The sequence below is a fragment of the Streptomyces sp. HD genome (genome assembly GCF_028369295.1).
Lineage (GTDB): Bacteria > Actinomycetota > Actinomycetes > Streptomycetales > Streptomycetaceae > Streptomyces.
In genome coordinates, this window is record NZ_JAQMYP010000071.1 from 17611 (window position 1) to 41552 (window position 23942).

The 23942-nt window shown below is 71.2% G+C and carries 25 protein-coding genes and 1 pseudogene; 23 read left to right on the forward strand and 3 right to left on the reverse strand.

All coding sequences use genetic code 11. The annotated features are described in order from the left end of the window. Window positions 1-176 precede the first annotated feature (176 nt). From POF73_RS41315 to POF73_RS41325, 3 genes are all read right to left on the reverse strand, one after another. The gene (locus tag POF73_RS41315) at window positions 177-1634 is read right to left on the reverse strand and encodes a catalase (RefSeq protein WP_272124555.1); all 1458 of its coding nucleotides are present in this window, start codon (window positions 1632-1634) and stop codon (window positions 177-179) included. Between the two features lie 197 nt (window positions 1635-1831). After that, window positions 1832-2725 carry a 2-hydroxy-3-oxopropionate reductase gene (locus POF73_RS41320; RefSeq protein ID WP_272124556.1) on the reverse strand — a complete coding sequence of 298 codons (894 nt, stop codon included), beginning with the start codon at window positions 2723-2725 and terminating at the stop codon, window positions 1832-1834. Window positions 2726-2751: 26 nt separating this feature from the next. Next, complete coding sequence (locus POF73_RS41325; RefSeq protein ID WP_272124557.1) at window positions 2752-3573, reverse strand: TIM barrel protein; 822 nt, start codon at window positions 3571-3573, stop codon at window positions 2752-2754. A gap of 219 nt (window positions 3574-3792) precedes the next feature. Here POF73_RS41325 and POF73_RS41330 point away from each other — a divergent pair, with 219 nt between their 5' ends. The 23 genes and pseudogenes from POF73_RS41330 (at window position 3793) to POF73_RS41435 (ending at window position 23746) form a co-directional block, all read left to right on the forward strand. After that, window positions 3793-4038, forward strand: coding sequence for a DUF6400 family protein (locus tag POF73_RS41330; RefSeq protein WP_272124558.1), 246 nt, complete (start codon window positions 3793-3795; stop codon window positions 4036-4038). Next, the gene (locus POF73_RS41335; RefSeq protein WP_272124559.1) at window positions 4025-4273 is read left to right on the forward strand and encodes a hypothetical protein; all 249 of its coding nucleotides are present in this window, start codon (window positions 4025-4027) and stop codon (window positions 4271-4273) included. Before POF73_RS41330 ends, POF73_RS41335 begins: the two co-directional genes overlap by 14 nt. A gap of 128 nt (window positions 4274-4401) precedes the next feature. Continuing rightward, window positions 4402-6123: a hydrogenase maturation protein gene (locus POF73_RS41340; RefSeq protein WP_272124560.1), complete on the forward strand. Its 1722-nt coding sequence runs from the start codon at window positions 4402-4404 to the stop codon at window positions 6121-6123. A gap of 173 nt (window positions 6124-6296) precedes the next feature. Continuing rightward, window positions 6297-7385 carry a hydrogenase expression protein HypE gene (locus POF73_RS41345; protein WP_272124561.1) on the forward strand — a complete coding sequence of 363 codons (1089 nt, stop codon included), beginning with the start codon at window positions 6297-6299 and terminating at the stop codon, window positions 7383-7385. A gap of 95 nt (window positions 7386-7480) precedes the next feature. After that, window positions 7481-9265: a nickel-dependent hydrogenase large subunit gene (locus POF73_RS41350; RefSeq protein WP_272124562.1), complete on the forward strand. Its 1785-nt coding sequence runs from the start codon at window positions 7481-7483 to the stop codon at window positions 9263-9265. Continuing rightward, complete coding sequence (locus tag POF73_RS41355) at window positions 9262-9786, forward strand: hypothetical protein (RefSeq protein WP_272124563.1); 525 nt, start codon at window positions 9262-9264, stop codon at window positions 9784-9786. The genes POF73_RS41350 and POF73_RS41355 overlap by 4 nt, the downstream gene beginning before the upstream one ends. Next, window positions 9783-10379, forward strand: a pseudogene (locus POF73_RS41360) (DUF5947 family protein); the annotation flags it as partial. The gene POF73_RS41355 and the pseudogene POF73_RS41360, both read left to right, overlap by 4 nt. Before the next feature lie 143 nt (window positions 10380-10522). Further along, window positions 10523-11215: a DUF6084 family protein gene (locus POF73_RS41365; RefSeq protein WP_272124564.1), complete on the forward strand. Its 693-nt coding sequence runs from the start codon at window positions 10523-10525 to the stop codon at window positions 11213-11215. Continuing rightward, window positions 11212-12648 carry a hypothetical protein gene (locus tag POF73_RS41370; protein ID WP_272124565.1) on the forward strand — a complete coding sequence of 479 codons (1437 nt, stop codon included), beginning with the start codon at window positions 11212-11214 and terminating at the stop codon, window positions 12646-12648. Before POF73_RS41365 ends, POF73_RS41370 begins: the two co-directional genes overlap by 4 nt. Beyond that, window positions 12645-13163, forward strand: coding sequence for a hydrogenase maturation protease (locus tag POF73_RS41375; protein WP_272124566.1), 519 nt, complete (start codon window positions 12645-12647; stop codon window positions 13161-13163). The genes POF73_RS41370 and POF73_RS41375 overlap by 4 nt, the downstream gene beginning before the upstream one ends. Window positions 13164-13174: 11 nt before the next feature. Next, window positions 13175-13288 carry a DUF6893 family small protein gene (locus tag POF73_RS46410; RefSeq protein ID WP_443049736.1) on the forward strand — a complete coding sequence of 38 codons (114 nt, stop codon included), beginning with the start codon at window positions 13175-13177 and terminating at the stop codon, window positions 13286-13288. A 121-nt stretch (window positions 13289-13409) separates the two neighbouring features. Then, window positions 13410-13790, forward strand: a complete 381-nt coding sequence (gene hypA / locus POF73_RS41380; protein ID WP_272124567.1) for a hydrogenase maturation nickel metallochaperone HypA — start codon at window positions 13410-13412, stop codon at window positions 13788-13790. 3 nt (window positions 13791-13793) lie between these two features. Further along, window positions 13794-14621, forward strand: coding sequence for a hydrogenase nickel incorporation protein HypB (gene hypB / locus POF73_RS41385; RefSeq protein WP_272124568.1), 828 nt, complete (start codon window positions 13794-13796; stop codon window positions 14619-14621). Then, the gene (hypF, locus tag POF73_RS41390; protein ID WP_272124569.1) at window positions 14618-16984 is read left to right on the forward strand and encodes a carbamoyltransferase HypF; all 2367 of its coding nucleotides are present in this window, start codon (window positions 14618-14620) and stop codon (window positions 16982-16984) included. Before hypB ends, hypF begins: the two co-directional genes overlap by 4 nt. A gap of 32 nt (window positions 16985-17016) precedes the next feature. Beyond that, a complete protein-coding gene (locus POF73_RS41395; protein WP_272124570.1) occupies window positions 17017-17322 on the forward strand; it encodes a HypC/HybG/HupF family hydrogenase formation chaperone in 306 nt (101 codons plus the stop codon). After that, window positions 17319-18446, forward strand: a complete 1128-nt coding sequence (gene hypD, locus POF73_RS41400; protein WP_272124571.1) for a hydrogenase formation protein HypD — start codon at window positions 17319-17321, stop codon at window positions 18444-18446. The genes POF73_RS41395 and hypD overlap by 4 nt, the downstream gene beginning before the upstream one ends. Beyond that, on the forward strand, window positions 18439-19494 hold the full coding sequence (hypE, locus tag POF73_RS41405) for a hydrogenase expression/formation protein HypE (RefSeq protein ID WP_272124572.1): 1056 nt from the start codon (window positions 18439-18441) through the stop codon (window positions 19492-19494). The genes hypD and hypE overlap by 8 nt, the downstream gene beginning before the upstream one ends. Before the next feature lie 92 nt (window positions 19495-19586). Next, the gene (locus tag POF73_RS41410) at window positions 19587-19838 is read left to right on the forward strand and encodes a hypothetical protein (RefSeq protein ID WP_272124573.1); all 252 of its coding nucleotides are present in this window, start codon (window positions 19587-19589) and stop codon (window positions 19836-19838) included. After that, window positions 19835-20203: a helix-turn-helix domain-containing protein gene (locus POF73_RS41415; protein ID WP_272124574.1), complete on the forward strand. Its 369-nt coding sequence runs from the start codon at window positions 19835-19837 to the stop codon at window positions 20201-20203. The genes POF73_RS41410 and POF73_RS41415 overlap by 4 nt, the downstream gene beginning before the upstream one ends. 192 nt (window positions 20204-20395) lie before the next feature. Continuing rightward, entirely contained in the window at window positions 20396-20908 is a 513-nt protein-coding gene (uraD, locus tag POF73_RS41420; RefSeq protein WP_272124575.1) for a 2-oxo-4-hydroxy-4-carboxy-5-ureidoimidazoline decarboxylase, read from the forward strand. Window positions 20909-20912: 4 nt separating this feature from the next. Then, window positions 20913-21305, forward strand: coding sequence for a hydroxyisourate hydrolase (gene uraH / locus POF73_RS41425; protein ID WP_272124576.1), 393 nt, complete (start codon window positions 20913-20915; stop codon window positions 21303-21305). Between the two features lie 7 nt (window positions 21306-21312). Next, window positions 21313-22260, forward strand: coding sequence for a factor-independent urate hydroxylase (gene pucL / locus POF73_RS41430; protein ID WP_272124577.1), 948 nt, complete (start codon window positions 21313-21315; stop codon window positions 22258-22260). A 109-nt stretch (window positions 22261-22369) separates the two neighbouring features. Beyond that, complete coding sequence (locus POF73_RS41435; protein WP_272124578.1) at window positions 22370-23746, forward strand: 8-oxoguanine deaminase; 1377 nt, start codon at window positions 22370-22372, stop codon at window positions 23744-23746. The last annotated feature ends 196 nt before the right edge of the window (window positions 23747-23942 follow it).

Consider the following 23942-nt stretch of genomic DNA (forward strand, 5'->3'; position numbering starts at 1 on the left):
GTCGAAGAAGGAGACCGGACCTTTACCACCGCACTGGCTCGCACGCCGCCGCGGTCCTCGCGTTGCCCGTGCCCTTGCCGAGCGACCACCCCTCATCCGGGTCGGTCGGCCATGGAGCCCGGGCGGTGCGTCCTGAATCCGACCTCCCGTCAGAATCAGGGCGCAGCCTGGGGGGTTCAGTCCTCGCGCAGGGCGCGGACCGCCTCCTCCACGCGCTTGCCGTACTCGGGGTCGGCGGCGTGGAAGTGGGCCAGGTTCTTCTCGATCACGTCGTCGCGGGAGACCTGGGACAGGCCACCGGCGATGTTCGCGACCAGACGGGACTTCTCCTCGGCGGACATCAGGCGGTACAGCTCGCCGGCCTGGAAGAAGGCGTCGTCCTTGGTGTGCAGGGGGGCCTCGTGGGTGCCGGTCCAGCCGGTCAGCGCCAGCGGCGCCGACAGCGGGCGGCCGGTCTCCGCCGGGCCGTCGTAGGAGTTCGGCTCGTAGTTCTTCGCGCCGCGGCCCTGGGAGTTGGTCGCCATGAGGCCGTCGCGGCCGTAGTTCTGCGCGGTCGTCGCCTTCGGGGCGTTCACCGCGAGCTGGGTGTGGTTGACGCCCAGGCGGTAACGGTGCGCGTCCGCGTACGCGAACAGACGGCCCTGGAGCATCTTGTCGGGGGAGGGGCCGATACCCGGCACGAAGTTGTTCGGGGAGAACGCGGCCTGCTCGACCTCGGCGAAGACGTTGTCCGGGTTGCGGTCCAGGACCAGGCGGCCCACCCGCTGCAGCGGGTAGTCCTTGTGCGGCCAGACCTTGGTGAGGTCGAACGGGTTGAAGCGGTAGTCCGCCGCCTCGGCCGCCGGCATGAGCTGGACGTAGAGGGTCCAGGACGGGTGCACGCCCCGCTCGATGGCCTGGAGCAGGTCCGTCTGGTGCGAGTTGGGGTCCTTGCCCGCGAGCTCGGCGCCCTGCTCACTGCTCAGGCAACGGATGCCCTGGTTGGTCTTGAAGTGGTACTTGACGAAGAAGGCCTCGCCGTCGGCGTTCGTCCACTGGTAGGTGTGCGAGCCGTAGCCGTTCATGTGGCGGTACGACGCCGGGATGCCGCGGTCGCCCATCAGCCAGGTCACCTGGTGCGTGGCCTCGGGGGCGTGCGCCCAGAAGTCCCAGACGTTGTCCGGCTCCTGCTTGCCGGTGAACGGGTCGCGCTTCTGCGAGTGGATGAAGTCGGGGAACTTGATCGGGTCCTTGATGAAGAACACCGGGGTGTTGTTGCCGACGAGGTCGTAATTGCCCTCCGCCGTATAGAACTTGACCGCGAAGCCACGCGGGTCACGGACCGCGTCCGCGCCGCCGAGGCTGTCGGCGACCGTCGAGAAGCGCAGGAACACCTCGGTCCGCTTGCCCACCTCGCTCAGGAAGTCGGCGTGGGTGAAGCCGGTGACGTCGTCGGTCACCTCGAAGTGGCCGTACGCGCCGGAGCCCCGGGCGTGCACCACGCGCTCCGGAATGCGCTCGCGGTTGAAGCGCGCCAGCTTCTCCAGCAGATGCTGGTCCTGGAGGAGGAGCGGGCCGCCGACGCCGGCGGACGCTGAGTTCTGGTTGTCGGCGACCGGGGCGCCGGCCTCGGTCGTGAGCACGCGCTTCGACATCGGGGACCTTCCGTGCGGTGGCACTTCCGTGCTGATGGCAGCGGAAAACTATTTCCGCTTGGTGGAGCCTAGAAGTGAGGGAATCTGTGCGTCAACAGTTTGTTGAAGTTGTTTGCAGCAGTTGATTCCGGGCGGCGCCCCGCCTGGGCGCGACAGGACAGGTGTCAGCGGGGCGCCGCCCGGAAGTCTCGGGTGGGTCAGACCTCGGCGCCGGACAGGCGCTCCACGGCCCGCAGCAGGGCCGAGTGGTCCAGGCCGCCGTCGCCCTGCGCACGCAGGGCCGCGACCAGCTGGGCGACCACGGCGCCGACGGGCAGGGCTGCGCCGACGTTGCGGGCGGCGTCCGTGACGATGCCCATGTCCTTGTGGTGGAGGTCGATCCGGAAGCCCGGCTTGAAGTCGCGGTTCAGGAAGTTGTCCTTCTTCCGCGTCAGCACGGTCGAGCCCGCCAGGCCGCCGTTGAGGACGTCCAGCGCGGCCTGGAGGTCCACGCCGGACTTCTCCAGGAAGACCACGGCCTCGGCGCACGCCTGGATGTTCACGGCGACGATCAGCTGGTTGGCCGCCTTCACGGTCTGACCCGAGCCGTGCGGACCGCACAGCACGATGGTCTTGCCGAGGGCGTCGAAGATCGGCTTGGCCTGGTCGAAGTCGGCCTGCTCGCCGCCGACCATGATCGACAGTACGGCCTCGATGGCGCCGGCCTCACCGCCGGACACCGGGGCGTCCAGCACGCGGATGCCCTTGTCCTTCGCCGCCCTGGCCAGATCGACCGAGGTCTGCGGGGTGATCGAGGACATGTCGATCAGCAGTGCGCCGGACCTCGCGTTCTCCAGGATGCCGTCGGGGCCGTAGGAGATGGCCTCGACCTGCGGGGACGCCGGGACCATGGTGATGACGACATCGGCGTCCCGCACGGCCTCGGCGATCGATGCGGCGGCCGTGCCGCCGGCGGCGGTGAGACGGTCCAGCTTGTCCTGCTCCAGGGTGAAGCCGGTGACCTGGTAACCCGCCTTGATCAGGTTCTCGGACATGGGGGAGCCCATGATGCCGAGGCCGATCCAGGCGACCTTGGGAAGCGTGTTGGTCATGGTGTGGTGCCTTTCGGTAAAAGGGGTCAGCGGGGCAGCCAGTCGAAGGCCTCGGCGCTCGGGCGGTCGCCCGGCTTGTACTCAAGGCCGACCCAGCCGTCGTAACCCGCCTTCTTCAGCTGGTCGAGGAGGTCCCCGAGGGGGAGCGAGCCCGTGCCCGGGGCGCCGCGGCCCGGGTTGTCGGCGATCTGGACGTGGCCGGTCTTCGAGGCGTACTCCTCGATCACCGCCGGCAGGTCCTCGCCGTTCATGGACAGGTGGTACAGGTCCATGAGGAACTTCGCGTTGCCCAGTCCGGTCGCCTCGTTGACCTTGTCGACGATCCCGACCGCGGCCGGCGCGCTCACCAGCGGGTAGAGCGGCGACTCGGGCTTGTTCAGCGCCTCGATCAGCAGGATCGCGCCGATGTGGTCGGCCGCGCGGGCCGCGAGCACCAGGTTCTCCAGTGCCAGCGCGTCCTGCTCGGCCGGGTCCACGCCGTCCACGCGGTTGCCGTACAGGGCGTTGAGCGCCTTGCAGCCGAGCGAGGCCGCGAAGGTGGCGGCCACCTCGATGTTGGCGCGGAACCTCTCAGACTCCTCGCCCGGGATCGACAGGGCGCCGCGGTCGGGGCCGGGCAGCCGGCCGGCGTAGAAGTTCAGGCCCGTGAGCTGGACGCCCGCGTCCTCGATCGCCTTCTTCAGGGCGTCGAGCTCGGACTGCTCGGGGGTGGGGGAGTCGACCCAGGGCCACCACAGCTCGACCGCGGTGAAGCCGGCCGCGGCGGCGGCCGCGGGGCGCTCCAGGAGCGGGAGTTCCGTGAAGAGGATCGACAGGTTGACGTTGAAGCGCTGCTCTGCAAATCCCATGAGGGTCGGCGCTCCCTTCCGTGTCGAGATTCCGTATTGCGGAAGTTCGTTTCTGCTTAATGGAAGATTGCCGTCGTGTGTCGTGCCTTGTCAAGAGGAGGGCCCCGCAAAAACGTCGAACTCGGACGGCGAAGCCGGCCCCGCCGCCACCGCTGACCTGCTGTGACTTCCCCCACCCGGCCTTGCCGCGGCGACGAAGGCTTACCTACGTTCGACTGCATGTCCTCCCACGGCTCCGCTCCGGTCGAGTTCTCCGTCGATCTGAGCGCACACGAAATGCTCCGGCGGGCGCACGTCCTGGACGCCCTCGGCCCGGACTGGGACCCCGTCGCCGCGCTGCGCGGCGAGGACGAGGCGTACGAACTGCTGTACTCCGGGCTCGACGCGGAGCAGCAGCGCATCCACGACGAACTGGTCGCGGCCGGTGTGCTCCCGTCGAGAGGGGGCGGACGTGCTGCCACGTGACCCGCAGGCGGACATCGGGCGCCGCGCCTGGGTGGCCTGCCCGAACTGTGACGACCGGCAGGGCTGCGGCGACTGCGAGCAGGACCGCACCTGCTCCGAGCACTGGCGCTACCTGCTCTCCAACACGGGTAGCCTGCTCCATCTGCAGTGCCGCTCCTGCACCCACGTCTGGACCCACGAGACGGGGTTCGGAGCCACCCGCTCCGTCTGGCAGCGCATCACCGGCGCGCGGTGACGCCGGTCGGCGGATCGCCCGCCGCTTTCGGATGACCTCACCGTTTGTCACTCCGGCAGGTGGGCAGGCGTGGCCGAAGATCACGGTCGGCGGTCACCCCGGCCGCCGTTCGTCCGCCGGAGGCAGCCGTGCAGATCCTGCTCGTGGCCAGCGCGTTCAACAGTCTCACCCAGCGTGTCCATGCGGAGCTGCGCGACCGCGGCCACCGGGTGGCGGTGGAACTCGCCCTGCCGGACGGCCTGAGCGACGGCCCGGCCGCGGGATCACTGCCGGACGCGGTACGGCGGCACCGACCGCAGCTCATCGTGGCGCCGATGCTGAAGACGGCGATCCCCGAAGAGGTGTGGGCGGCGCACACCTGCCTCATCGTCCATCCAGGTCCGCTGGGCGACCGAGGGCCGTCCTCCCTGGACTGGGCGATCCACGAGGGCGCCGAGCGCTGGGGTGTCACGGTCCTGCAGGCCGACGCGGAGATGGACGCGGGCGACGTGTGGGCCTGGGTGCCGTGCCCGGTTCCCCCGGTGGCCAAGAGCGAGCTGTACCGGGGCGAGGTCGCCGACGCCGCGGTCGAGGCCGTTCTCCTCGCCGTGGAGCGCTTCGCGGGCGGCACATACGTTCCGCGCAGGCAGGACGAGGCGGGCCCGGACGGCGTCCCCGTGTGCGTCCGGCCGTATCTCGACCAGAGTGTCCGGCGGATCGACTGGGCCATGGACTCCACGGACACCGTCGTGCGCAGGCTTCGGGCGGCGGACTCGCAGCCCGGAGTGCTGGACGTGCTGCTCGGCGGTGAGTGGTACCTGCACGGCGGCCACCCCGAGAGCGCGCTGCGCGGCCGCCCGGGCGAGCTCCTGGCCACCCGGGCCGGGGCGATCTGCCGGGCCACCACGGACGGCGCCGTGTGGATCCCCGAACTGCGGCCCCGACGGCTGCCCGGCGGGCCGCCCACCTTCAAACTCCCCGCGGTGAAAGCCCTGGGGGACCGGCTGCCGCCCCTGCCCGAGCATGCGCCGCCCCGGCTGCCCGGCGCTCGGGAACGCACCTGGACGGACATCCGCTACCGGGAGGACGGGAACGTCGGCTTCCTGACGTTCTCCTTCCCCGGCGGCGCGATGAGCACCGAGCAGTGCCGGCGCCTCCTGGACGCCTACCGGGAGGCGTGCACCCGCCCCACGTCGGTGCTGGTGCTGGGCGGACAGCGGGACTTCTTCTCCAACGGGATCCACCTGGGCGTCATCGAGGCCGCCGCCGACCCCGCCGCCGAGTCCTGGGCGAACATCAACGCCATCGACGACCTGGTCGAAGCCGTCCTCACCACCACGGACCGGCTCGTGGTCTCGGCCGTCACCGGCAACGCCGCGGCGGGCGGCGTCATGCTCGCCCTCGCGGCCGACGAGGTGTGGTGCCGCTCGGGGGCCGTACTCAACCCGCACTACCGGCTGATGGGGCTGTACGGCTCCGAGTACTGGACGTACACGCTGCCCCGCAGGGTGGGCGCCGCCGTGGCCGAACGGCTGATGCGGGAGGCGCTGCCCGTCAGCTCGGCGGGCGCCCTGAGCCTCGGACTGGCCGACCGTGTGCTCGACTGCGGTCCAGGCGAGTTCGCGGGTGAGGTGGGTGCCCTGGCGGCGCGGCTGGCGGCACTGCCGGCGACGGCCTCCCGGATCGCCGCCAAGAAGAGCGACCTGGACCGGCTGGAGGCCACGACGCCCCTCGCCGCCTTCCGGGAGCGGGAGCTGGCCCGCATGCGCCGCACCTTCGACGACCCCGGCGCCCCGTACCACGCCCTGCGCCGCGCCTTCGTCCACAAGGAACGGCCCCGGTCCACCCCGACGCACCTGCGGCCGGTCTGACAGACAGCCCTCGCTCCGCCCCGCCCGGTTGCGTAAACCGGTCCTCCACCCTCTGCCGCCCTTGTCACCGGAATGGCCCACGGTCGTGTTTCACCCCGACCGAACGGCTGATACGAAGAATCCGAGGGCCCGATATGCGGGCCTTCATCCCTTACGTCCCCGGAGGCGGTCCCATGACTGAGGCGACGCCGGACACGGTCGGCGCGGCGGACACCACAGGCGTGCCCGCCGAAGAGACACCCCCGATCCACATTCTCTGGATCAACGCGGGACTGAGCTGCGACGGCGACTCGGTCGCGCTGACAGCCGCCATGCAGCCGAGCATCGAGGAGATCGTCCTCGGTGTCCTGCCGGGCCTGCCCAAGATCCAGGTGCACTGGCCGCTCATCGACTTCGAGTGCGGTCCGGTCGGCGGCGCGGACACGTTCATCGAATGGTTCTTCAAGGGTGAGCGCGGCGAGATCGACCCGTTCGTGCTGGTCGTCGAGGGGTCCATCCCCAACGAGGCGATCAAGCCCGAGGGCTACTGGTGCGGCTTCGGCGACAACCCGGAGACCGGACAGCCGATCACCACCAGCGAGTGGATCGACCGGCTCGCGCCCAAGGCCCTCGCCGTCGTCGCCATCGGCACCTGCGCCACCTACGGCGGCATCCACGCGATGGCCGGCAACCCCACCGGCGCGATGGGCCTCCCGGACTATCTCGGCTGGGACTGGACGTCCAAGGCGGGCATCCCCATCGTCTGCGTCCCCGGCTGCCCGATCCAGCCCGACAACTTCGCCGAGACCCTCACCTACCTGCTCTACCAGGCGACCGGCGCCGCCCCCATGATCCCGCTGGACGACAAGCTGCGTCCGACGTGGCTGTTCGGGGCCACCGTGCACGAGGGCTGCGACCGGGCCGGCTACTACGAGCAGGGCGAGTTCGCGGAGACGTACGACTCCCCGAAGTGTCTGGTCAAGGTGGGCTGTTGGGGCCCGGTCGTGAAGTGCAACGTGCCCAAACGCGGCTGGATGAACGGCATCGGCGGCTGCCCGAACGTCGGCGGCATCTGCATCGCCTGCACCATGCCCGGCTTCCCCGACAAGTTCATGCCGTTCATGGACGAACCCCCCGGCGCCAGGCTGTCCGTCTCGGGCAGTTCCGTCTACGGCTCCGTCATCCGCAGGCTGCGGCACATCACCGGCAGGACGGTGGACAAGGAGCCCAAGTGGCGCCGTACCGGAGAGAAGATCACCACCGGCTACCGGCCCCCGTGGTGACGCCCCGCCGCCCCTGATCCGCCTCTGCTTCGTGCACCCCTGACACACCACACCACCCCGAACTCCCCGCGTAACGAAGGGCACGGCAAACGACAATGGCAGCGAAGACGAAGGCGGCCGGCGACGGCAGCGGCCTGGTGGAGATGTCCTGGGATCCGATCACCCGGATCGTGGGCAGCCTGGGCATCCACACGAAGATCGACTTCAAGCAGAAGCGGGTCGCCGAGTGCTACAGCACGTCGTCCGTCTTCCGCGGCTACAGCGTCTTCATGCGCGGCAAGGACCCCCGCGACGCGCACTTCATCACCAGCCGCATCTGCGGGATCTGCGGCGACAACCACGCCACCTGCTCGGTGTACACGCAGAACATGGCCTACGGCGTGAAGCCCCCGCACCTCGGTGAGTGGATCATCAACCTCGGCGAGTCCGCGGAGTACATGTTCGACCACAACATCTTCCAGGAGAACCTGGTAGGGGTCGACTACTGCGAGAAGATGGTCAAGGAGACCAACCCAGGCGTCCTCGAACTCGCCGAGCGCACCGAGGCCCCGCACGCCGCCGAGCACGGCTACCGCACGATCGCCGACATCATGCGCTCGCTGAACCCGCTGGAGGGCGAGTTCTACCGCGAGGCCCTCCAGGTCAGCCGCTACACCCGGGAGATGTTCTGCCTGATGGAGGGGCGCCATGTGCACCCCTCCACGCTCTACCCGGGCGGCGTCGGCACGGTCGCCTCCGTGCAGCTCTTCACCGACTACCTGAGCCGCCTCATGCGGTACGTGGAGTTCATGAAGCGTGTCGTGCCCCTGCACGACGACCTGTTCGACTTCTTCTACGAGGCCCTGCCCGGCTACGAGGAGGTCGGCCGCCGCCGCGTCCTGCTCGGCTGCTGGGGCGCGCTCAACGACCCCGAGTACTGCGACTTCACCTACGCCAACATGACGGACTGGGGACGGAAGATGTTCGTCACCCCCGGTGTCGTCGTCGACGGCAAGCTCGTCACCAACGACCTCACGCAGATCAACCTCGGCATCCGCATCCTGCTCGGCAGCTCCTACTACGAGGACTGGGAGGGCCAGGAGCAGTTCGTCACCCAGGACCCGCTCGGCAACCCGGTCGACCCGCGCCACCCCTGGAACCAGCACACCATCCCCGCCCCGCAGAAGCGCGACTTCGACGACAAGTACAGCTGGGTGATGTCCCCACGCTGGTGGGACGGCAAGGAGCACCTCGCCCTGGACACCGGCGGCGGCCCCATCGCCCGCCTGTGGTCCACGGCCCTGTCCGGACTCGTCGACATCGGGTACGTCAAGGCCACCGGCCACAGCGTGGTCATCAACCTGCCCCGCACCATGACCAAGCCGGAGACCACCTTCGAGTGGAAGATCCCGCAGTGGTCCAACGCGCTCGAACGCAACCGCGCGCGCACCTACTTCCAGGCGTACGCCGCCGCCGTCGCCCTGCACTGCGCCGAGAAGGGCCTGGAGGAGGTCCGCGCCGGACGCACCCAGACCTGGGAGAAGTTCGAGGTCCCCGACGAGAGCATCGGCTGCGGCTTCACCGAGGCCGTCCGCGGCGTCCTCTCCCACCACATGGTGATCCGCGACGGCAAGATCGCCAACTACCACCCGTACCCGCCCACCCCCTGGAACGCCAGCGTCCGCGACAGCTACGGCACCCCGGGCCCGTACGAGGACGCCGTACAGAACACCCCGATCTTCGAGGAGAACACCCCCGAGAACTTCAAGGGCATCGACATCATGCGCACCGTCCGTAGCTTCGACCCCTGTCTGCCCTGCGGCGTCCACATGTACGTCGGCGGCGGCAAGACCGTGAAGAGCCTGCACGTGCCCACCGGCCTGAGCGGACTGGGCGGATGAGCGCGACGACGACGGCGCGGGCGGTCACCGCGGAGGAGACCGGACGCCGCATCGAGGAGGTGCTCGACCGGCTGACCGCGCTCGGCAACCCGGCCGCCGTCACCGCGGCCGAGGAACTCGTCCGGTCCCTCATGGACTTCTACGGCTCCGGACTGGCCCGCACCCTGCACCTGCTGTCGGCCGCGCCCGGCGAACCACTGGCACGGCTCCTCGGCGACGAACTCGTCGCGAGCCTGCTCGTCCTGCACGACCTGCACCCCGAGGACCGCGACACCCGGATCCGCCGGGCCCTCGACAGCGTACGGGAGCACGACCTGGACGTCGTGGGCTTCGACGAGGACAGCGGCACCCTGACGCTGCGCACCGGGACGAGCGCCGGCTGCGGCTGTGGCTCCGGGACGGATGCGCGCGAGGCCGCCCGGGCGGCGCTGCTGTGCTTCGCTCCGGAGGTCACGGCCGTCGAGGTCGAGCAGGCGCCGACCCTGTTGCAGATCGGTCCCGCGTCGACGGGGACCCGGTGACCGGGGCCGCGGTCGGCCTGCGGAGGTTCCTCACCGAGCGTCCGCCGCAGCCCGAGCGGTGCGAGCTGTGCGCGGTCGTGGTGCCCGAGGGCCACCGCCACATGGTCGACGCCGAGAAGCGCGCCCTGGTCTGCGTCTGCGCCGCCTGCGCGGTGCTCATGGAGAAACCGGGGGCCGCGGGTCGCTTCCGCGCGGTACCGGCCCGCTATCTCACCGACCCCGACCATCGCCTCGATGCGCGGGTGTGGGAGGCGCTGCGGATTCCGGTCGGTGTCGCCTTCTTCTTCCGCAACTCCGCGCTCGATCGGCTGGTCGCCCTGTACCCCAGTCCGGCCGGCGCGACCGAGAGCGAACTCGAACCGGCCGCGTTCGAGGAGATTCTCGGGGGCAGTCGGCTCGCCGGGCTTCTGCGACCCGACGTGGAGGCGCTGTTGCTGCGGCGGGACGGTGACGAGTTCGAGTGCCATCTTGTGCCGATCGACATCTGCTACGAACTCGTCGGGCGGATGCGGATGTTGTGGCAGGGCTTTGACGGTGGGGCCGAGGCGCGGGGTGCGCTGGACGCCTTTTTCGCAGACGTCCGGCGCCGGTCTGGAGGTGCCGCTTCGGGTAGTCGTTCGGCTGCTGCGCCGTCGTGGCCGGTCGCGCCCACGCGGCGGAAGCCGCAAATCAAATACAGCCCCGCGCCCCTGGGGGGCGTTGCCGGACCGACGTCCCTGGAAGAGACGGAGCGGACGTGACCGCGTTCTCCTTCTCCTGCGTCGGCGTCCGTGCCGACCGGTACGCCGCCGGGCCCACCCTCGTCTTCCGGCTGCGTGTCACCGCGTCCGGCGACACCCCCGTGCACGCCCTCGCGCTGCGCTGCCAGATCCGTATCGAACCCGCCCGCCGCGGCTACGCCCCCGCCGAGGCCGACGGCCTGACCGACCTCTTCGGTGAGCGCTCCCGCTGGGGCAGCACGCTCCAGCCCGTGCAGTTCGCCCAGGTCCAGCTGATGGTGCCGAGCTTCACCGGCGAGACCGAGACCGACCTCGTCGTCCCCTGCACCTACGACATGGACATCGCTGCCACCCGCTACCTGGACGCCCTCACCGACGGCGAGGTCCCGCTGCTGATGCTGTTCTCCGGTACGGCCTTCACCGGCACCGGCGGCTTCCGAGTCGAGCCCGTGCCGTGGGACCGGGAGGCGTCGTACCGGATGCCGGTCGCCGCCTGGCGGGAGATGGTCGAGCAGCACTTCCCCGGCTGCGGCTGGATCCGGCTCCCGCGCGACACCATGGACGCCCTGCTCGCCTACCGCTCACGACACGCGCTGCCCTCCTGGGAGGCGACGCTGCAGGCGCTGCTGGCCACCGCCGCCCCACCCGCACCCGAGGGCAACGACCCGCTGCGCGCACTCACCGCCACCATCGGAAGGACCGATCCGTGACCGTGACCGCGTTCGCCCCCGAGACCGAGGAGCGGCTCGCCCTCGCCCGGCAGGTGGCCGACGCCGTGCTCTTCGAGGGCTATGTGCTCTACCCGTACCGCGCCTCGGCCGCCAAGAACCGGCTGCGCTGGCAGTTCGGCGTGCTGGTGCCGCCCGCCTGGGGCGCCGAGCGCGAGGAACACGACTTCCAGCACACCGAGTGCCTGATGGAGCCGAGAGCGGGCGCGACCCTCGCGGTCGAGGTCCGCTTCCTGCACGCCCGGCGTCGCACCGTGCAACGCGTCCTGCCCGACGGCGACTTCGAGACCGTGGACGAACTCGGCCTGGACGACCGCGTACTGGTGCCCTGGGACGAGGGAGCCGAGGAGCGCGTCGAGCTGGTCGTGCCGGTCGTGCAACTGCTCGGCGACGGCATCGAGTTCCCCTTCCACAGGGGCCCCGTCGAGGAGACCGAGCCCGTTCTGGACGCGGCGGGCCGGACCGTCGGCCGACTGGTCCGGCGCAGCGCCGAGGTCAGCGGCGTCGTACGGCTCTGCGCCAGCGAACTCGACGGGCCCTACCGGGTGTCACGGCTCACCGCCGTCATCGAGAACACCACCGACTGGACGGCCCCGGAGGGCCACGCCGCCGACCGGGACGCGGCGCTGCCGCACTCCCTGGTCGCCACCCACCTCCTCATGGCCCTCGACGCCGGCAACTTCCTGTCGATGACCGATCCCCCCGAGTGGGCCAAGGGCGCCGTCGCCGCCTGCCGCAATCTGCACACCTGGCCCGTGCTCGCCGGCGAACCCGGCCGCGCGGACCTCGTGCTGTCCTCGCCGATCATCCTGGAGGACCACCCGGCGATCGCCCCCGAGAGCCCGGGCGCCCTCTACGACGCCACCGAGATCGACGAGATCCTCGCCCTGCGCACCGCGGCCCTCACCGACGAGGAGAAACGCGAGGCCCGCGGCACCGACGCACGGGCCGCCGCGGTCATCGACCTCGCGGACTCGATGCCGGCCGAGGTCCTGGAACGCCTGCACGGCGCGGTGCGCGGCCTGCGCGAGGTCACCGGGGAGCCGGGGGAGGTCTCCGGGCAGTCCGCCGGTTTCCCCGACGAGTACGGGGTGCGGCGCCCCGACACCCCCTGGTGGGACCCGGCGAGCGACGCCGGCTTCGACCCCGAGCAGGACCGCGTCATGGTCGACGGCCGGTCGGTCGGCAAGGGAAGCCGTGTCGAACTCCGCCCCGGCCTGCGGCACACCGACGCCCAGGACCTGTTCCTCCAGGGCCGCACCGCGAGCGTCGAGGCCGTACTGCACGATGTCGACGGCACGGTGCACCTCGCGGTGACCGTCGACGGCGACCCCGGCGCCGACATCCGCCGAGAACAGGGCCGCTACCTGTACTTCCAGCCGGACGAGGTCGTACCCGTGGAGGGTCCCCGGTGACCCGGACGCTGGTGGCCGGCATCGGCAACATCTTCCTCGGCGACGACGGCTTCGGCGTGGAGACCGCGCGTCGGCTGGCCGAACGGCGGCAGCCCGCGCACATCGAGGTCGTGGACATCGGCGTACGCGGTGTGCACCTCGCCTACCAGCTGCTCGACGGCTACGACACCCTCGTCCTGGTCGACGCCACGGCGCGCGGCGAGGCTCCCGGGACGCTGTACGTGATCGAGCACGACGGCTCCCGCGCCGCCGGGGACGTCCCCGCGATCGACGGCCACCGTATGACCCCCGACACCGTCCTGGCGCTGCTGGACACCCTCTGCGCCGGCACGGGCGGGCAACCGCCGGGGCGGGTCCTGATCGTCGGATGCGAACCGGCCTCGGTCGACGAGGGCATGGGGCTCAGCCCGCCGGTGTCCGACGCCGTTCCCCGGGCCGTTCGGCTGATCGAAGAGTTGTTGCAGGGCGGTGAGCCGGCTGTCGCACAGGCACCGGGCGCCGAGGCTTCGACATGAGGAGAGACGGGATGAAGAAGATCGTCGCTGCCGGGGCCGCCGGTGCCGCCATGGCGGCTGTGGCCGCCGTCGCCGCGCAGGTGCTGCCCGACCTCAGGCGCTACCTGCGGATCCGCCGGATGTGACCCCGCATCTCGGCGGTCTTGCGTCGAACGGTGTACCCGGCACCCCGGCCACGGCGTGCCGGGCCGTCGCTTCCGGGGCGCGTGTCTCTAATGAAGACCGGCCCCGGGAGGACGAGGACCCATGCACGAGATGTCCATCGCGCTGGCCGTGATCGACCAGGTGGAAACGGCCGCCGCACAGACACCGGACGCCGGCGCCGTGCGATCGGTACGGCTCAGAGTGGGCGAACTGGCCGGTGTCGTACCCGACGCGCTCGCCTTCTGCTTCGAACTCGCCTGCGCCGGAACCCTGCTGGAGGGCGCCGAGCTGGTCACCGAGCCGGTGCCCGGCCGGGCCCGCTGCACGCCCTGCGCGCACGAATGGGCCGTCGGCATGCCGCCCCGGCTGACCTGCCCCGAGTGCGACGGCGCCGACGTCGAGCTGGTCTCCGGCCGGGAGCTGCAGATCGCCGACGTGCACTGGGGGGACGCCGCCCGCGAACCGATCTCCGAGGAGTGCTGAACCATGTGCCGTGTCGTCGACCTGCAACAGGCCGTGCTCGCGAAGAACGACGCGAGCGCCCACCTGCTGCGCGCCCACCTCGCGTCCCGCGGCACCACGGTCGTCAACCTGCTCTCCAGCCCGGGCAGCGGCAAGACCGCGCTGCTGGAGCGCGAACTCCTGCTGGCCCGGCAGCGGTCCGTGCCCGTCGCCGCGCTCACCGCCGACCTGGCCACCGAGAACGACGCAACACGGCTCGCGCGTTCCGGCGTTCCGGTCAAGCAGGTGCTCACCGACGGGCTGTGCCATCTGGAGGCGGCGATGCTCGCCGGTCACCTGGAGGGATGGCTGCCCGAGGACACCCGGCTGCTGTTCGTGGAGAACGTCGGCAACCTGGTCTGCCCCGCCTCCTACGACCTGGGGGAGACGCTGAGGGTCGTCCTCGCCTCCGTCACCGAGGGCGAGGACAAGCCGCTCAAGTACCCCACCGCCTTCGGCCTGGCCCAGCTGGTCGTGGTCACCAAGGCCGACATCGCCGACGCGGTGGAGTTCGACGAGGACGCGTTCCGGGCGAACGTGGAGCGGGTCAACCCGGGGGTGGAGGTGGTGCTGACCTCGGCACGCCGGGAGCGCGGCGTCGGCACACTGCTCGACCGGGCACTCGCCGCGGCGGAGGGCACCCCTGCGCACACACCGGTCATGGCCCGCACGGCGGACGCCGGCCACCCCCACACGCATACCGGGGCGGCAGACACCGGCCATTCGCACGCACACGCCGGTCATGCGCACGTGCACCCAGCCGCAGCCGCAGCCGCAGCCGACGCCGTGGCCCCGGCCCCCACCCGCTCGTGAGCGCCCCGCCGGACTCGCCCACCGTCGCCGCAGACCCGCCGCACCGCCGACGGGTGGTCGTCCGGGGAGTCGTGCAGGGCGTCGGCTTCCGGCCGTACGTCTACGGGCTCGCCACCGAACTCGCCCTGGTCGGGCATGTGACCAACACGTCCGAGGGCGTCATCGCCGAGGTCGAGGGCAGCGCCTGGGCCGTGGCCCGGTTCTGCGACCGGCTCGCGCTCCAGGCACCGCCGCTGGCCAGGGTGGAGTCCGTCGACCATCAGGAGCTGCCCGCCGCCGGAGGCGAGGCGTTCACCATCCTCGCCTCCCGCGTCGGCGGCCCGGCCCGCACCCTGGGCTCCCCGGACACCGCCACCTGCGCCGACTGCCTCGCCGAACTGGCCGACCCGGCCGACCGGCGGCACCGCCACCCCTTCGTCAACTGCACCCACTGCGGGCCGCGCTTCACCATCGTCACCGGCGTCCCGTACGACCGGGCGAACACCACGATGGCCGGCTTCCCGATGTGCCCCGACTGCGCCCGCGAGTACGGCGATCCGGCCGACCGGCGCTTCCACGCCCAGCCGGTCGCCTGCCCGGCCTGCGGGCCCCGGCTGCGCCTGATCGTCCCGGGGGCCGAGAGCACCGCCGGGACGGACCCGGTCACCGAGGCCCGCGCCCTGCTCGCCCGCGGCGCGATCCTCGCCGTGAAGGGCATCGGCGGCTACCACCTCGCCTGCGACGCCACCGACGACGACGCGGTCGCCCTGCTCAGGCACCGCAAGGCGCGCGGGAACAAGCCGTTCGCCGTCATGGCGAGAAGCGTCGGCGACATCGAGCACCTCGTCCGGCTGGGCCCCGAGGAACGCGGCCTGCTCGAAGGCCCCGTCCGGCCCGTCGTACTCCTGCGGCGACACCCGGACCCGTCGTACGGCGCACCGCGCCCCGCCGAGGCCGTCGCGCCCGGTAGCCCCGACCTCGGCGTGATGCTGCCGTACACCCCCGTGCACCACCTCCTGCTCGGTCTGCCCGGCGACCCGGGCGGCCCCCGGCTGCTGGTGATGACCAGCGGAAACATCTCCGGCGAGCCGATCGTCACCGACGACGTCGACGCCCTGGAGCGGCTCGCGCCACTGGCCGACGCCTGGCTGACGCACGACCGGCCGATCCAGGTGCCCTGCGACGACTCCGTGGTCCGCGTCTGCGACGGGCAGCCGCTGGTGGTCCGGCGCTCCCGTGGCTACACCCCGCTGCCGGTCCCGCTCCCGCTGCCCGTCCGCCCCGCCCTCGCCGTCGGCGGGGACCTGAAGAACGCCTTCTGTCTCGGCGAGGGACGGCAGGCCTGGCTGTCGGCGCACATCGGCGACATGGACGACCTCGAAACGCAGCGCGCCTTCGAAGGCGCCGTGCAGCAGCTGGAGTCCATCACAGGGGTACGGCCGAAGAGCCTGGCGTGCGACCGGCATCCCGGTTACCGCTCCGCCGGATGGGCCGAACGGAACGCGGCCGGCCGGGCCGTCGTACGCGTCCAGCACCATCACGCCCACATCGCCGCCGCGATGGCCGAGCACGGCCTCGACGGCACCCGGCCGGTGATCGGCGTCGCCTTCGACGGCACCGGCCACGGTGACGACGGCGCGGTGTGGGGCGGGGAGTTCCTGCTCGCGGACTACGACGGCTTCCGACGGTTCGCGCACCTCGCGTACGTCCCGCTGCCCGGCGGCGACACGGCCGTGCGCAGGCCGTACCGCATGGCGCTGGCCCAGCTGCGCGCGTCCTGCCTCACCTGGTCCGGTGACCTCGCCTGCACGGCCGCCTGCCCGCCCGGTGAACTGCGCTTGCTGGAGCGGCAGTTGGACCGCGACCTCAACTGCGTGCCGACCTCCAGCATGGGTCGGCTCTTCGACGCCGTGTCCTCGCTCGCCGGGGTCTGCCAGCTGGCCGGCTACGAGGCGCAGGCCGCCGTCGAGCTGGAGGCCGCCGCACTGCGGGCGCCCGCCGACGACACCGTCGCGTACCCCTTCGAGCTCCGGGGCGACGACCCGGTGCGGGCCGACCCGGCACCCCTCTTCACGGCGATCGTCGCCGACCTGCGGGCGGGCGCCGGACCGGCCCTGGTGGCGGCCCGCTTCCACCGCGCCGTCACCGCACTGGTGCACCGGCTGTGCGTCCGGGCGCGGGAGCGGCACGGGCTGGACACGGTAGCCCTGACGGGCGGTGTGTTCGCCAACACGCTGCTCTCCTCCGCCTGTTCGGCCGCACTGCGCCAGGACGGCTTCACCGTGCTGCGGCACCACCTGGTGCCCCCGGGCGACGGCGGCCTGGCGCTGGGCCAGCTGATGGTGGCCGCCCGGCTCCTGGCCCGGACGACGACCGACGACTGAGCGACCCGCGACCCCACAGCGAGGAGAGGCCCATGTGCCTGGCGGTACCCGGCAGAGTGCTGGACATCGAGGAACGCGACGGCACCCGGATGGCCACCGTCGATTTCGGCGGCGTGGTCAAGGAGGTGTGCCTGGAGTATCTGCCGGACCTCCAGGTCGGCGAGTACGCCATCGTCCACGTGGGGTTCGCCCTGCAGCGGCTGGACGAGGAGTCGGCGAAGCAGACGCTGGAGCTGTTCGCCGAACTCGGCATGCTCCAGGAGGAGTTCGGCGACCCCTGGGAGATGGCGGCGGCGGAGGCGGGCGTCGACTCGCTGGAAGAGGTGCGCAACCAGTGAAGTACATCGAAGAGTTCCAGGACCCGGAGCTGGCCCGCCGGCTCCTCGACGACATCCGGGCCACGGTGACCCGGCCGTGGGCGCTGATGGAGGTGTGCGGCGGACAGACGCACAGCATCATCCGGCACGGGCTCGACCAACTCCTGCCGGACGAGGTCGAGTTGATCCACGGACCGGGCTGTCCGGTGTGCGTGACACCGCTGGAGGTCATCGACAAGGCGCTGGAGATCGCCTCCCGCCCCGAGGTGATCTTCTGCTCCTTCGGCGACATGCTGCGGGTGCCCGGCACCGGCCGGGACCTGTTCCAGGTGCGCGGCGAGGGCGGTGACGTACGGGTCGTGTACTCGCCGCTCGACGCGCTGCGGATCGCACAGCAGAACCCGGACCGCGAGGTGGTGTTCTTCGGCATCGGTTTCGAGACGACCGCGCCGCCCAACGCGATGACGGTCCATCAGGCCCGCAAGCTGGGCGTCAAGAACTTCACCATGCTGGTGTCCCATGTCCGCGTCCCGCCCGCCATCGAGGCGATCATGTCCTCGCCGAGCTGCCGGGTACAGGGCTTCCTCGCCGCCGGGCACGTGTGCAGCGTGATGGGCATGGCGGAGTACCCGGAGCTGGCCGAGCGCTTCCGGGTGCCGATCGTGGTGACCGGCTTCGAGCCGCTGGACATCCTCGAAGGCGTACGCCGGACCGTACGGCAGCTGGAGCGCGGCGAGCACACCGTCGACAACGCCTACGCCCGTGCCGTCCGCGCCGAGGGCAACCCGGCCGCCCGGGCCATGCTGGAGGACGTCTTCGAGGTCACCGACCGTGCCTGGCGGGGCATCGGGGTGATCCCCGGCAGCGGCTGGCGGCTGTCCCCGAAGTACCGCGACCACGACGCCGAGCACCGCTTCTCGGTCGAGGGGATCCGGACCGAGGAGCCCGCCGAGTGCCGTAGCGGAGAGGTCCTCCAGGGCCTGCTCAAGCCGCACGAGTGCGCCGCCTTCGGCACGCTCTGCACCCCTCGTACGCCGCTGGGCGCGACCATGGTCTCCAGCGAGGGCGCCTGCGCCGCGTACTACCTGTACCGGCGGCTGGACGTGCCCGCCGCCACCGCCCGGGAGGCGAGCCCCGTTGTCTGACCTCGATGTGACGGCCTGGACCTGCCCGGCCCCGCTGCGTGACCGGCCGCGCGTGGTCATGGGCCACGGCGGTGGCGGTGCCCTCTCCGCGGAACTGGTCCAGCAGATCTTCGCCCCCGCCTACGGCGGCGAGGCCCTCGCGCAGATGGGCGACGCCGCCGTCCTCTCCCTGGGCGGAGCCCGGCTGGCCTTCTCCACGGACTCCTACGTCGTGCGGCCGCTGTTCTTCCCCGGCGGCAGCATCGGCGACCTGGCGGTCAACGGAACCGTCAACGACCTCGCCATGAGCGGGGCCCGGGCCGCCTACCTCTCCTGTGGCTTCATCCTGGAGGAGGGCGTCGAACTGGAGACGGTCACCCGGGTCGCCGAGGCGCTGGGCGCCGCCGCGCGCACCGCCGGTGTGGAGGTGGCGACCGGCGACACCAAGGTCGTGGAGGCCGGACACGGCGACGGGATCTACGTCAACACGGCCGGCATCGGTGTCGTCCCGGCGGGCGTCGACCTGCGTCCGCAGCGGGTCGTCCCCGGTGACGTCGTGATCGTCAGCGGCGCCGTCGGCGTCCACGGGGTGGCGATCATGAGCGTCCGTGAGGGCCTGGAGTTCGGCGTGGAGATCGAGAGCGACAGCGCGGCGCTCGGCGGCCTGGTCGACGCCATGCTCGCCGTCACCCCGGATCTGCACGTACTGCGCGACCCCACCCGGGGCGGCCTCGCCGCCTCGCTCAACGAGATCGCGGTGGCCTCCGGCGCGGGGGTCGTCATCCGGGAACGCGACGTTCCCGTTCCGCCCGCCGTGGCGGGCGCCTGCGCCATCCTCGGCCTGGACCCGATGTACATCGCCAACGAGGGCAAGCTGGTGGCCTTCGTCCCGCGCGAGCACGCCGACGCCGTCCTGGAGGCGATGCGGGCCCACCCCCTGGGCGCGGACTCCGCGATCATCGGCGAGGCCGTCGAGGCCCATCCCGGCATGGTCGTGGCCCGGACCGGGCTGGGCGGGACACGGGTGGTCGATCTTCCGCTGGGGGAGCAGCTGCCGCGGATCTGCTGAACAGGACCGGTTCGGGGTGCCCCCTTCGGGCCGGTGGTGCGCCGGTGGTGCGGGGGCTGCCCGAACAATCGCGAGCGCGTTAGGTTGAGCGCGTGCGATTGAGAGTGGAGTTCACTACCGAGCCCTTCGACCTCGACGTGGCGCCCGCGCATGCGTTGGCCGCCCGCGAGGTCATCGAGGCGGCCGAGCTCGACGAGGTGGACGTCGGCCCGTTCGGCAACACGGCGGAGGGCGGTGCCGACGTCGTGCTCACCGCCGTGGACGCCCTGCTGCGCAAGAGCCTGGAGGCCGGCGCCACCCGGATCTCGCTCCAGGTCAACGTGGTCGGGGAGGGCGAGCAGTGACCGGCACCGGCGACGAGCCCTTCATCGCGGCCGTGAAGCCGCTGGTCGACGCCATGGGCGGCGAGATACTCCCGCCCGACGAGGCGAGCCCCGAGGACGTCGTGCTCTCCTGGGAGGGCACGGACGTCGTCGCCGTACGCCTGCCCCAGCTGGCGGACTCCCTGGACCACATCCTGGCCGCCATGGAACGCCGGAAGGGCAAGCCGCTGGCCGACCTGGACCGCAAGGCCAAGCAGGAGGTCGTACGGATCCTGGAGGCGCGCGGCGCCTTCTCCGTACGGCACGGTGTGGAGACCGTCGCGAGCGCGCTCGGGGTGAGCCGCTTCACGGTCTACAACTATCTGAACCGGGAGAAGAATCCCTGAGACGGACCTGTCAGGGGTTCGGGCCCCGGGTTTCGGCTCCGGGTCTCGGCTCCGGGCTTCGGCTCGGGTTCCGTTCCCGCGGGTTTCGGCATCGGGAATTTTCAACAAAGTGTTGACGTCTCGTCGTCGTAGGGCGTTAGCTATCGGCACGCCCGTTCAGTACGAAGGCCCTTCGCGGCCACGGAGGCTCCCGTGACGTCGAATTCCCCGCCCCCGGGCCTGGCCCGGTTCAACGCCCTGGAGGAGCACGCGGCCCACGCCGCTCTCCACGAGGCGTGCGCCGCCACGGCCTGGGTGAAGCGGCTGCTCGCCGCCCGCCCCTACGCCACCGTCGGTGACCTCTACGCCACCAGCGACGCCGCCATGGCCGAGCTGACCGCCGAGGACCTCGCCGAGGCCATGGCCGGGCACCCGCCGATCGGCCGCCCCAAGCCGGGCGACCCGACCTCGGCCCGGGAGCAGCGCGGCATGGCCGGCGCCTCCGAGGAGCTCAAGGCGGAGATGCTCGAACTCAACCTGGCCTACCAGGACCGGTTCGGCCATGTCTTCCTGATCTGCGCGACCGGCCGGACCGGTGAGCAGATGCGCGACGCGGTCAGGGAACGGATCGGCAACTCGCCGGAGCAGGAGCGGGAGATCGTCCGCACCGAGCTGGGCAAGATCAACCGTATCCGGCTCGCCCGCATCGTCGAAGAGGAAGCCTGACCCCATGAGCACCAGCACCACCGCTTCCGTGTCCACGCACATCCTGGACACCAGCGTCGGACGCCCCGCCGAGGGCGTCGCCGTCCAGCTCGCGGCCCGCAGCGGCCGGGATGCCGGATGGCAGGCACTCGGCGGCTCCGCGACCGACGCGGACGGGCGGTGCAAGGACCTCCCGGCGCTGCCGGAGGGGACCACCCACGTACGGCTCGACTTCGCGGTGGAGCCGTATTTCGAGAAGAAGCAAGCCGATGCGCAGCAGGACGCCCCCGCGAATCGGGACAGCGGTGCCGTGTTCTTCCCCGAGGTGGCGATCACCTTCGCCGTGAAGCCCGGGGAGCACTACCACGTACCGCTGCTGCTCAACCCGTTCGGCTACTCCGTATACCGAGGGAGCTAGCAGACACATGACCGACTTTTCCCGCCCTGCCCGCCCTGTGATCCTGGGACAGAACCAGTACGGCAAGGCCGAGAACCGAGTCGTAAAGATCACGCGGGACGGCGCCACCCACCACATCAAGGACCTGAACGTCTCCGTCGCCCTCTCCGGCGACATGGACGAGGTCCACTACTCCGGCTCCAACGCCAACGTCCTGCCGACCGACACCACCAAGAACACGGTGTACGCGTTCGCCAAGGAGCACGGCATCGAGTCGGCCGAGCAGTTCGGCATCCACCTGGCCCGGCACTTCGTGACCAGCCAGGAGCCGATCAAGATCGCCCGGATCCGCATCGAGGAGTACGCCTGGGAGCGGATCGAGGCGTCCGACGCCAACTCCCAGTTCATCGGCGCCGACGAGGTCAAGCACTCCTTCGTCCGCAAGGGCCAGGAGACCCGGGTCACCCAGATCACCTACGACGGTGAGAAGTGGGAGGTCGTCTCCGGCCTCAAGGACCTCGTCGTGATGAACTCGACCAACTCCGAGTTCTGGGGCTACGTCAAGGACAAGTACACGACGCTCCCGGAGGCGTACGACCGCATCCTGGCCACCCAGGTCTCCGGCCGCTGGCGGTTCAACTGGAGCGACGACGAGCAGCGGATGCCCAACTGGGAGAAGTCCTACGAGCAGACCAGGAAGCACATGCTCCAGGCCTTCGCCGAGACCTACTCCCTGTCGCTGCAGCAGACGCTGTACCAGATGGGTTCGCGGATCATCAACAACCGCAGCGAGATCGACGAGGTCCGCTTCTCCCTCCCGAACAAGCACCACTTCCTGGTGGACCTGGAGCCGTTCGGGCTGAAGAACGACAACGAGGTGTACTTCGCCGCCGACCGCCCGTACGGCCTGATCGAGGCCACCATTCTGCGGGACGGATGCGAGCCGAAGATCCCGGTGGACCTCACCAACCTGTAGTAACTGCACATATCGGCACCCGCGGCCGGTGACGCCCCCGATCCGGCCGCGGTACTCAAAACTCCCGGGTCCTGCCGTGCCCTCTCCACAACAGCGCAAAGGAGGAATCATGGCAGCAGCCCAGCGCATCGTCATCGAGAACAGTTCGATCGCGACGGTGGACGCGAACGACACCGAGTACGCCACGGGCCACATCGTCGTCGCGGACAACCGCATCGAGTCGCTAGGCGCGGGCAGGACCCCCGAGGGCCTGGAGAACGTCGTACGCCGCATCGACGCCACCGGGCACCTGGTCACCCCCGGCCTGATCAACACCCACCACCACTTCTACCAGTGGATCACCCGGGGCCTGGCCACCGACCACAACCTCTTCAACTGGCTCGTCGCCCTCTACCCGACCTGGGCGCGCATCGACGAGCCGATGGTCCGCTCCGCCGCGCAGGGCTCGCTGGCGATGATGGCCCGCGGCGGCGTCACCACCGCCATGGACCACCACTACGTCTACCCGCAGGGCTCCGGCGACCTGTCCGGCGCGGTCATCGGCGCCGCCCGTGACATGGGCGTCCGCTTCACCCTCGCCCGCGGCTCCATGGACCGCAGCGAGAAGGACGGCGGACTGCCGCCGGACTTCGCCGTCGAGACCCTGGAGGGCGCCCTCGCCGGGACCGAGGAGACGGTGAAGCAGCACCACGACGCCTCCTTCGACGCGATGACCCAGGTCGCCGTCGCCCCCTGCTCCCCCTTCTCCATTTCCACCGAACTCCTCAGGCAGGGCGCCGAGCTCGCCCGCCGCCTCGGGGTGCGCATGCACACCCACGGCTCGGAGACCGTGGAGGAGGAGAAGTTCTGCCACGAACTGTTCGGCATGGGCCCGACCGACTACTTCGAGTCCACCGGCTGGCTCGGCGAGGACGTGTGGATGGCGCACTGCGTCCACATGAACGACTCCGACATCGCCGCCTTCGCCCGCACGAAGACCGGCGTCGCCCACTGCCCGTCCTCCAACGCCCGCCTCGCCGCCGGCATCGCCCGCGTCCCCGACATGCTCGCGGCCGGCGTCCCGGTCGGCCTCGGCGTCGACGGCACCGCGTCCAACGAGTCCGGCGAACTGCACACCGAACTGCGCAACGCCCTGCTGATCAACCGCCTCGGCGCCCACCGCGAGGCCGCCCTGAACGCCCGACAGGCGCTGCGCCTCGGCACGTGCGGCGGTGCCCAGGTGCTCGGCCGTGCCGCCGAGATCGGCTCCCTTGAGCCCGGCAAGCTCGCCGACCTGGTGCTGTGGAAGCTGGACACCCTCGCCCACGCTTCCATCGCCGACCCGGTGACCGCGCTGGTCTTCGGCGCGGCGGCCCCGGTCACCGCGTCGTTCGTGAACGGCCGGCAGATCGTCGAGGACGGGCGGCTGCTCACGGCCGACGAGGACGCGATCGCCCGCTCGACACGCGAGCAGGCGCAGCGGCTGGCGCGGATCGCCGCACAGTAACTCCCCGTTTCTGTACGGCACTTGATCTCCGGCCGGGAGGGACGGCTCCCGGCCGGCAGCCGTGGACCCGAGCGGGGTCCATGGCGCCGTCTCCGGGGGGGGGGTTTGTGAAAACCCCCCCCCCAACGTCGCCCCCCCCCCCCCCCCCCCCCCCCCCCCCCCCCCCCCCCCCCCCCCCCCCCCCAACCCCCCCCCC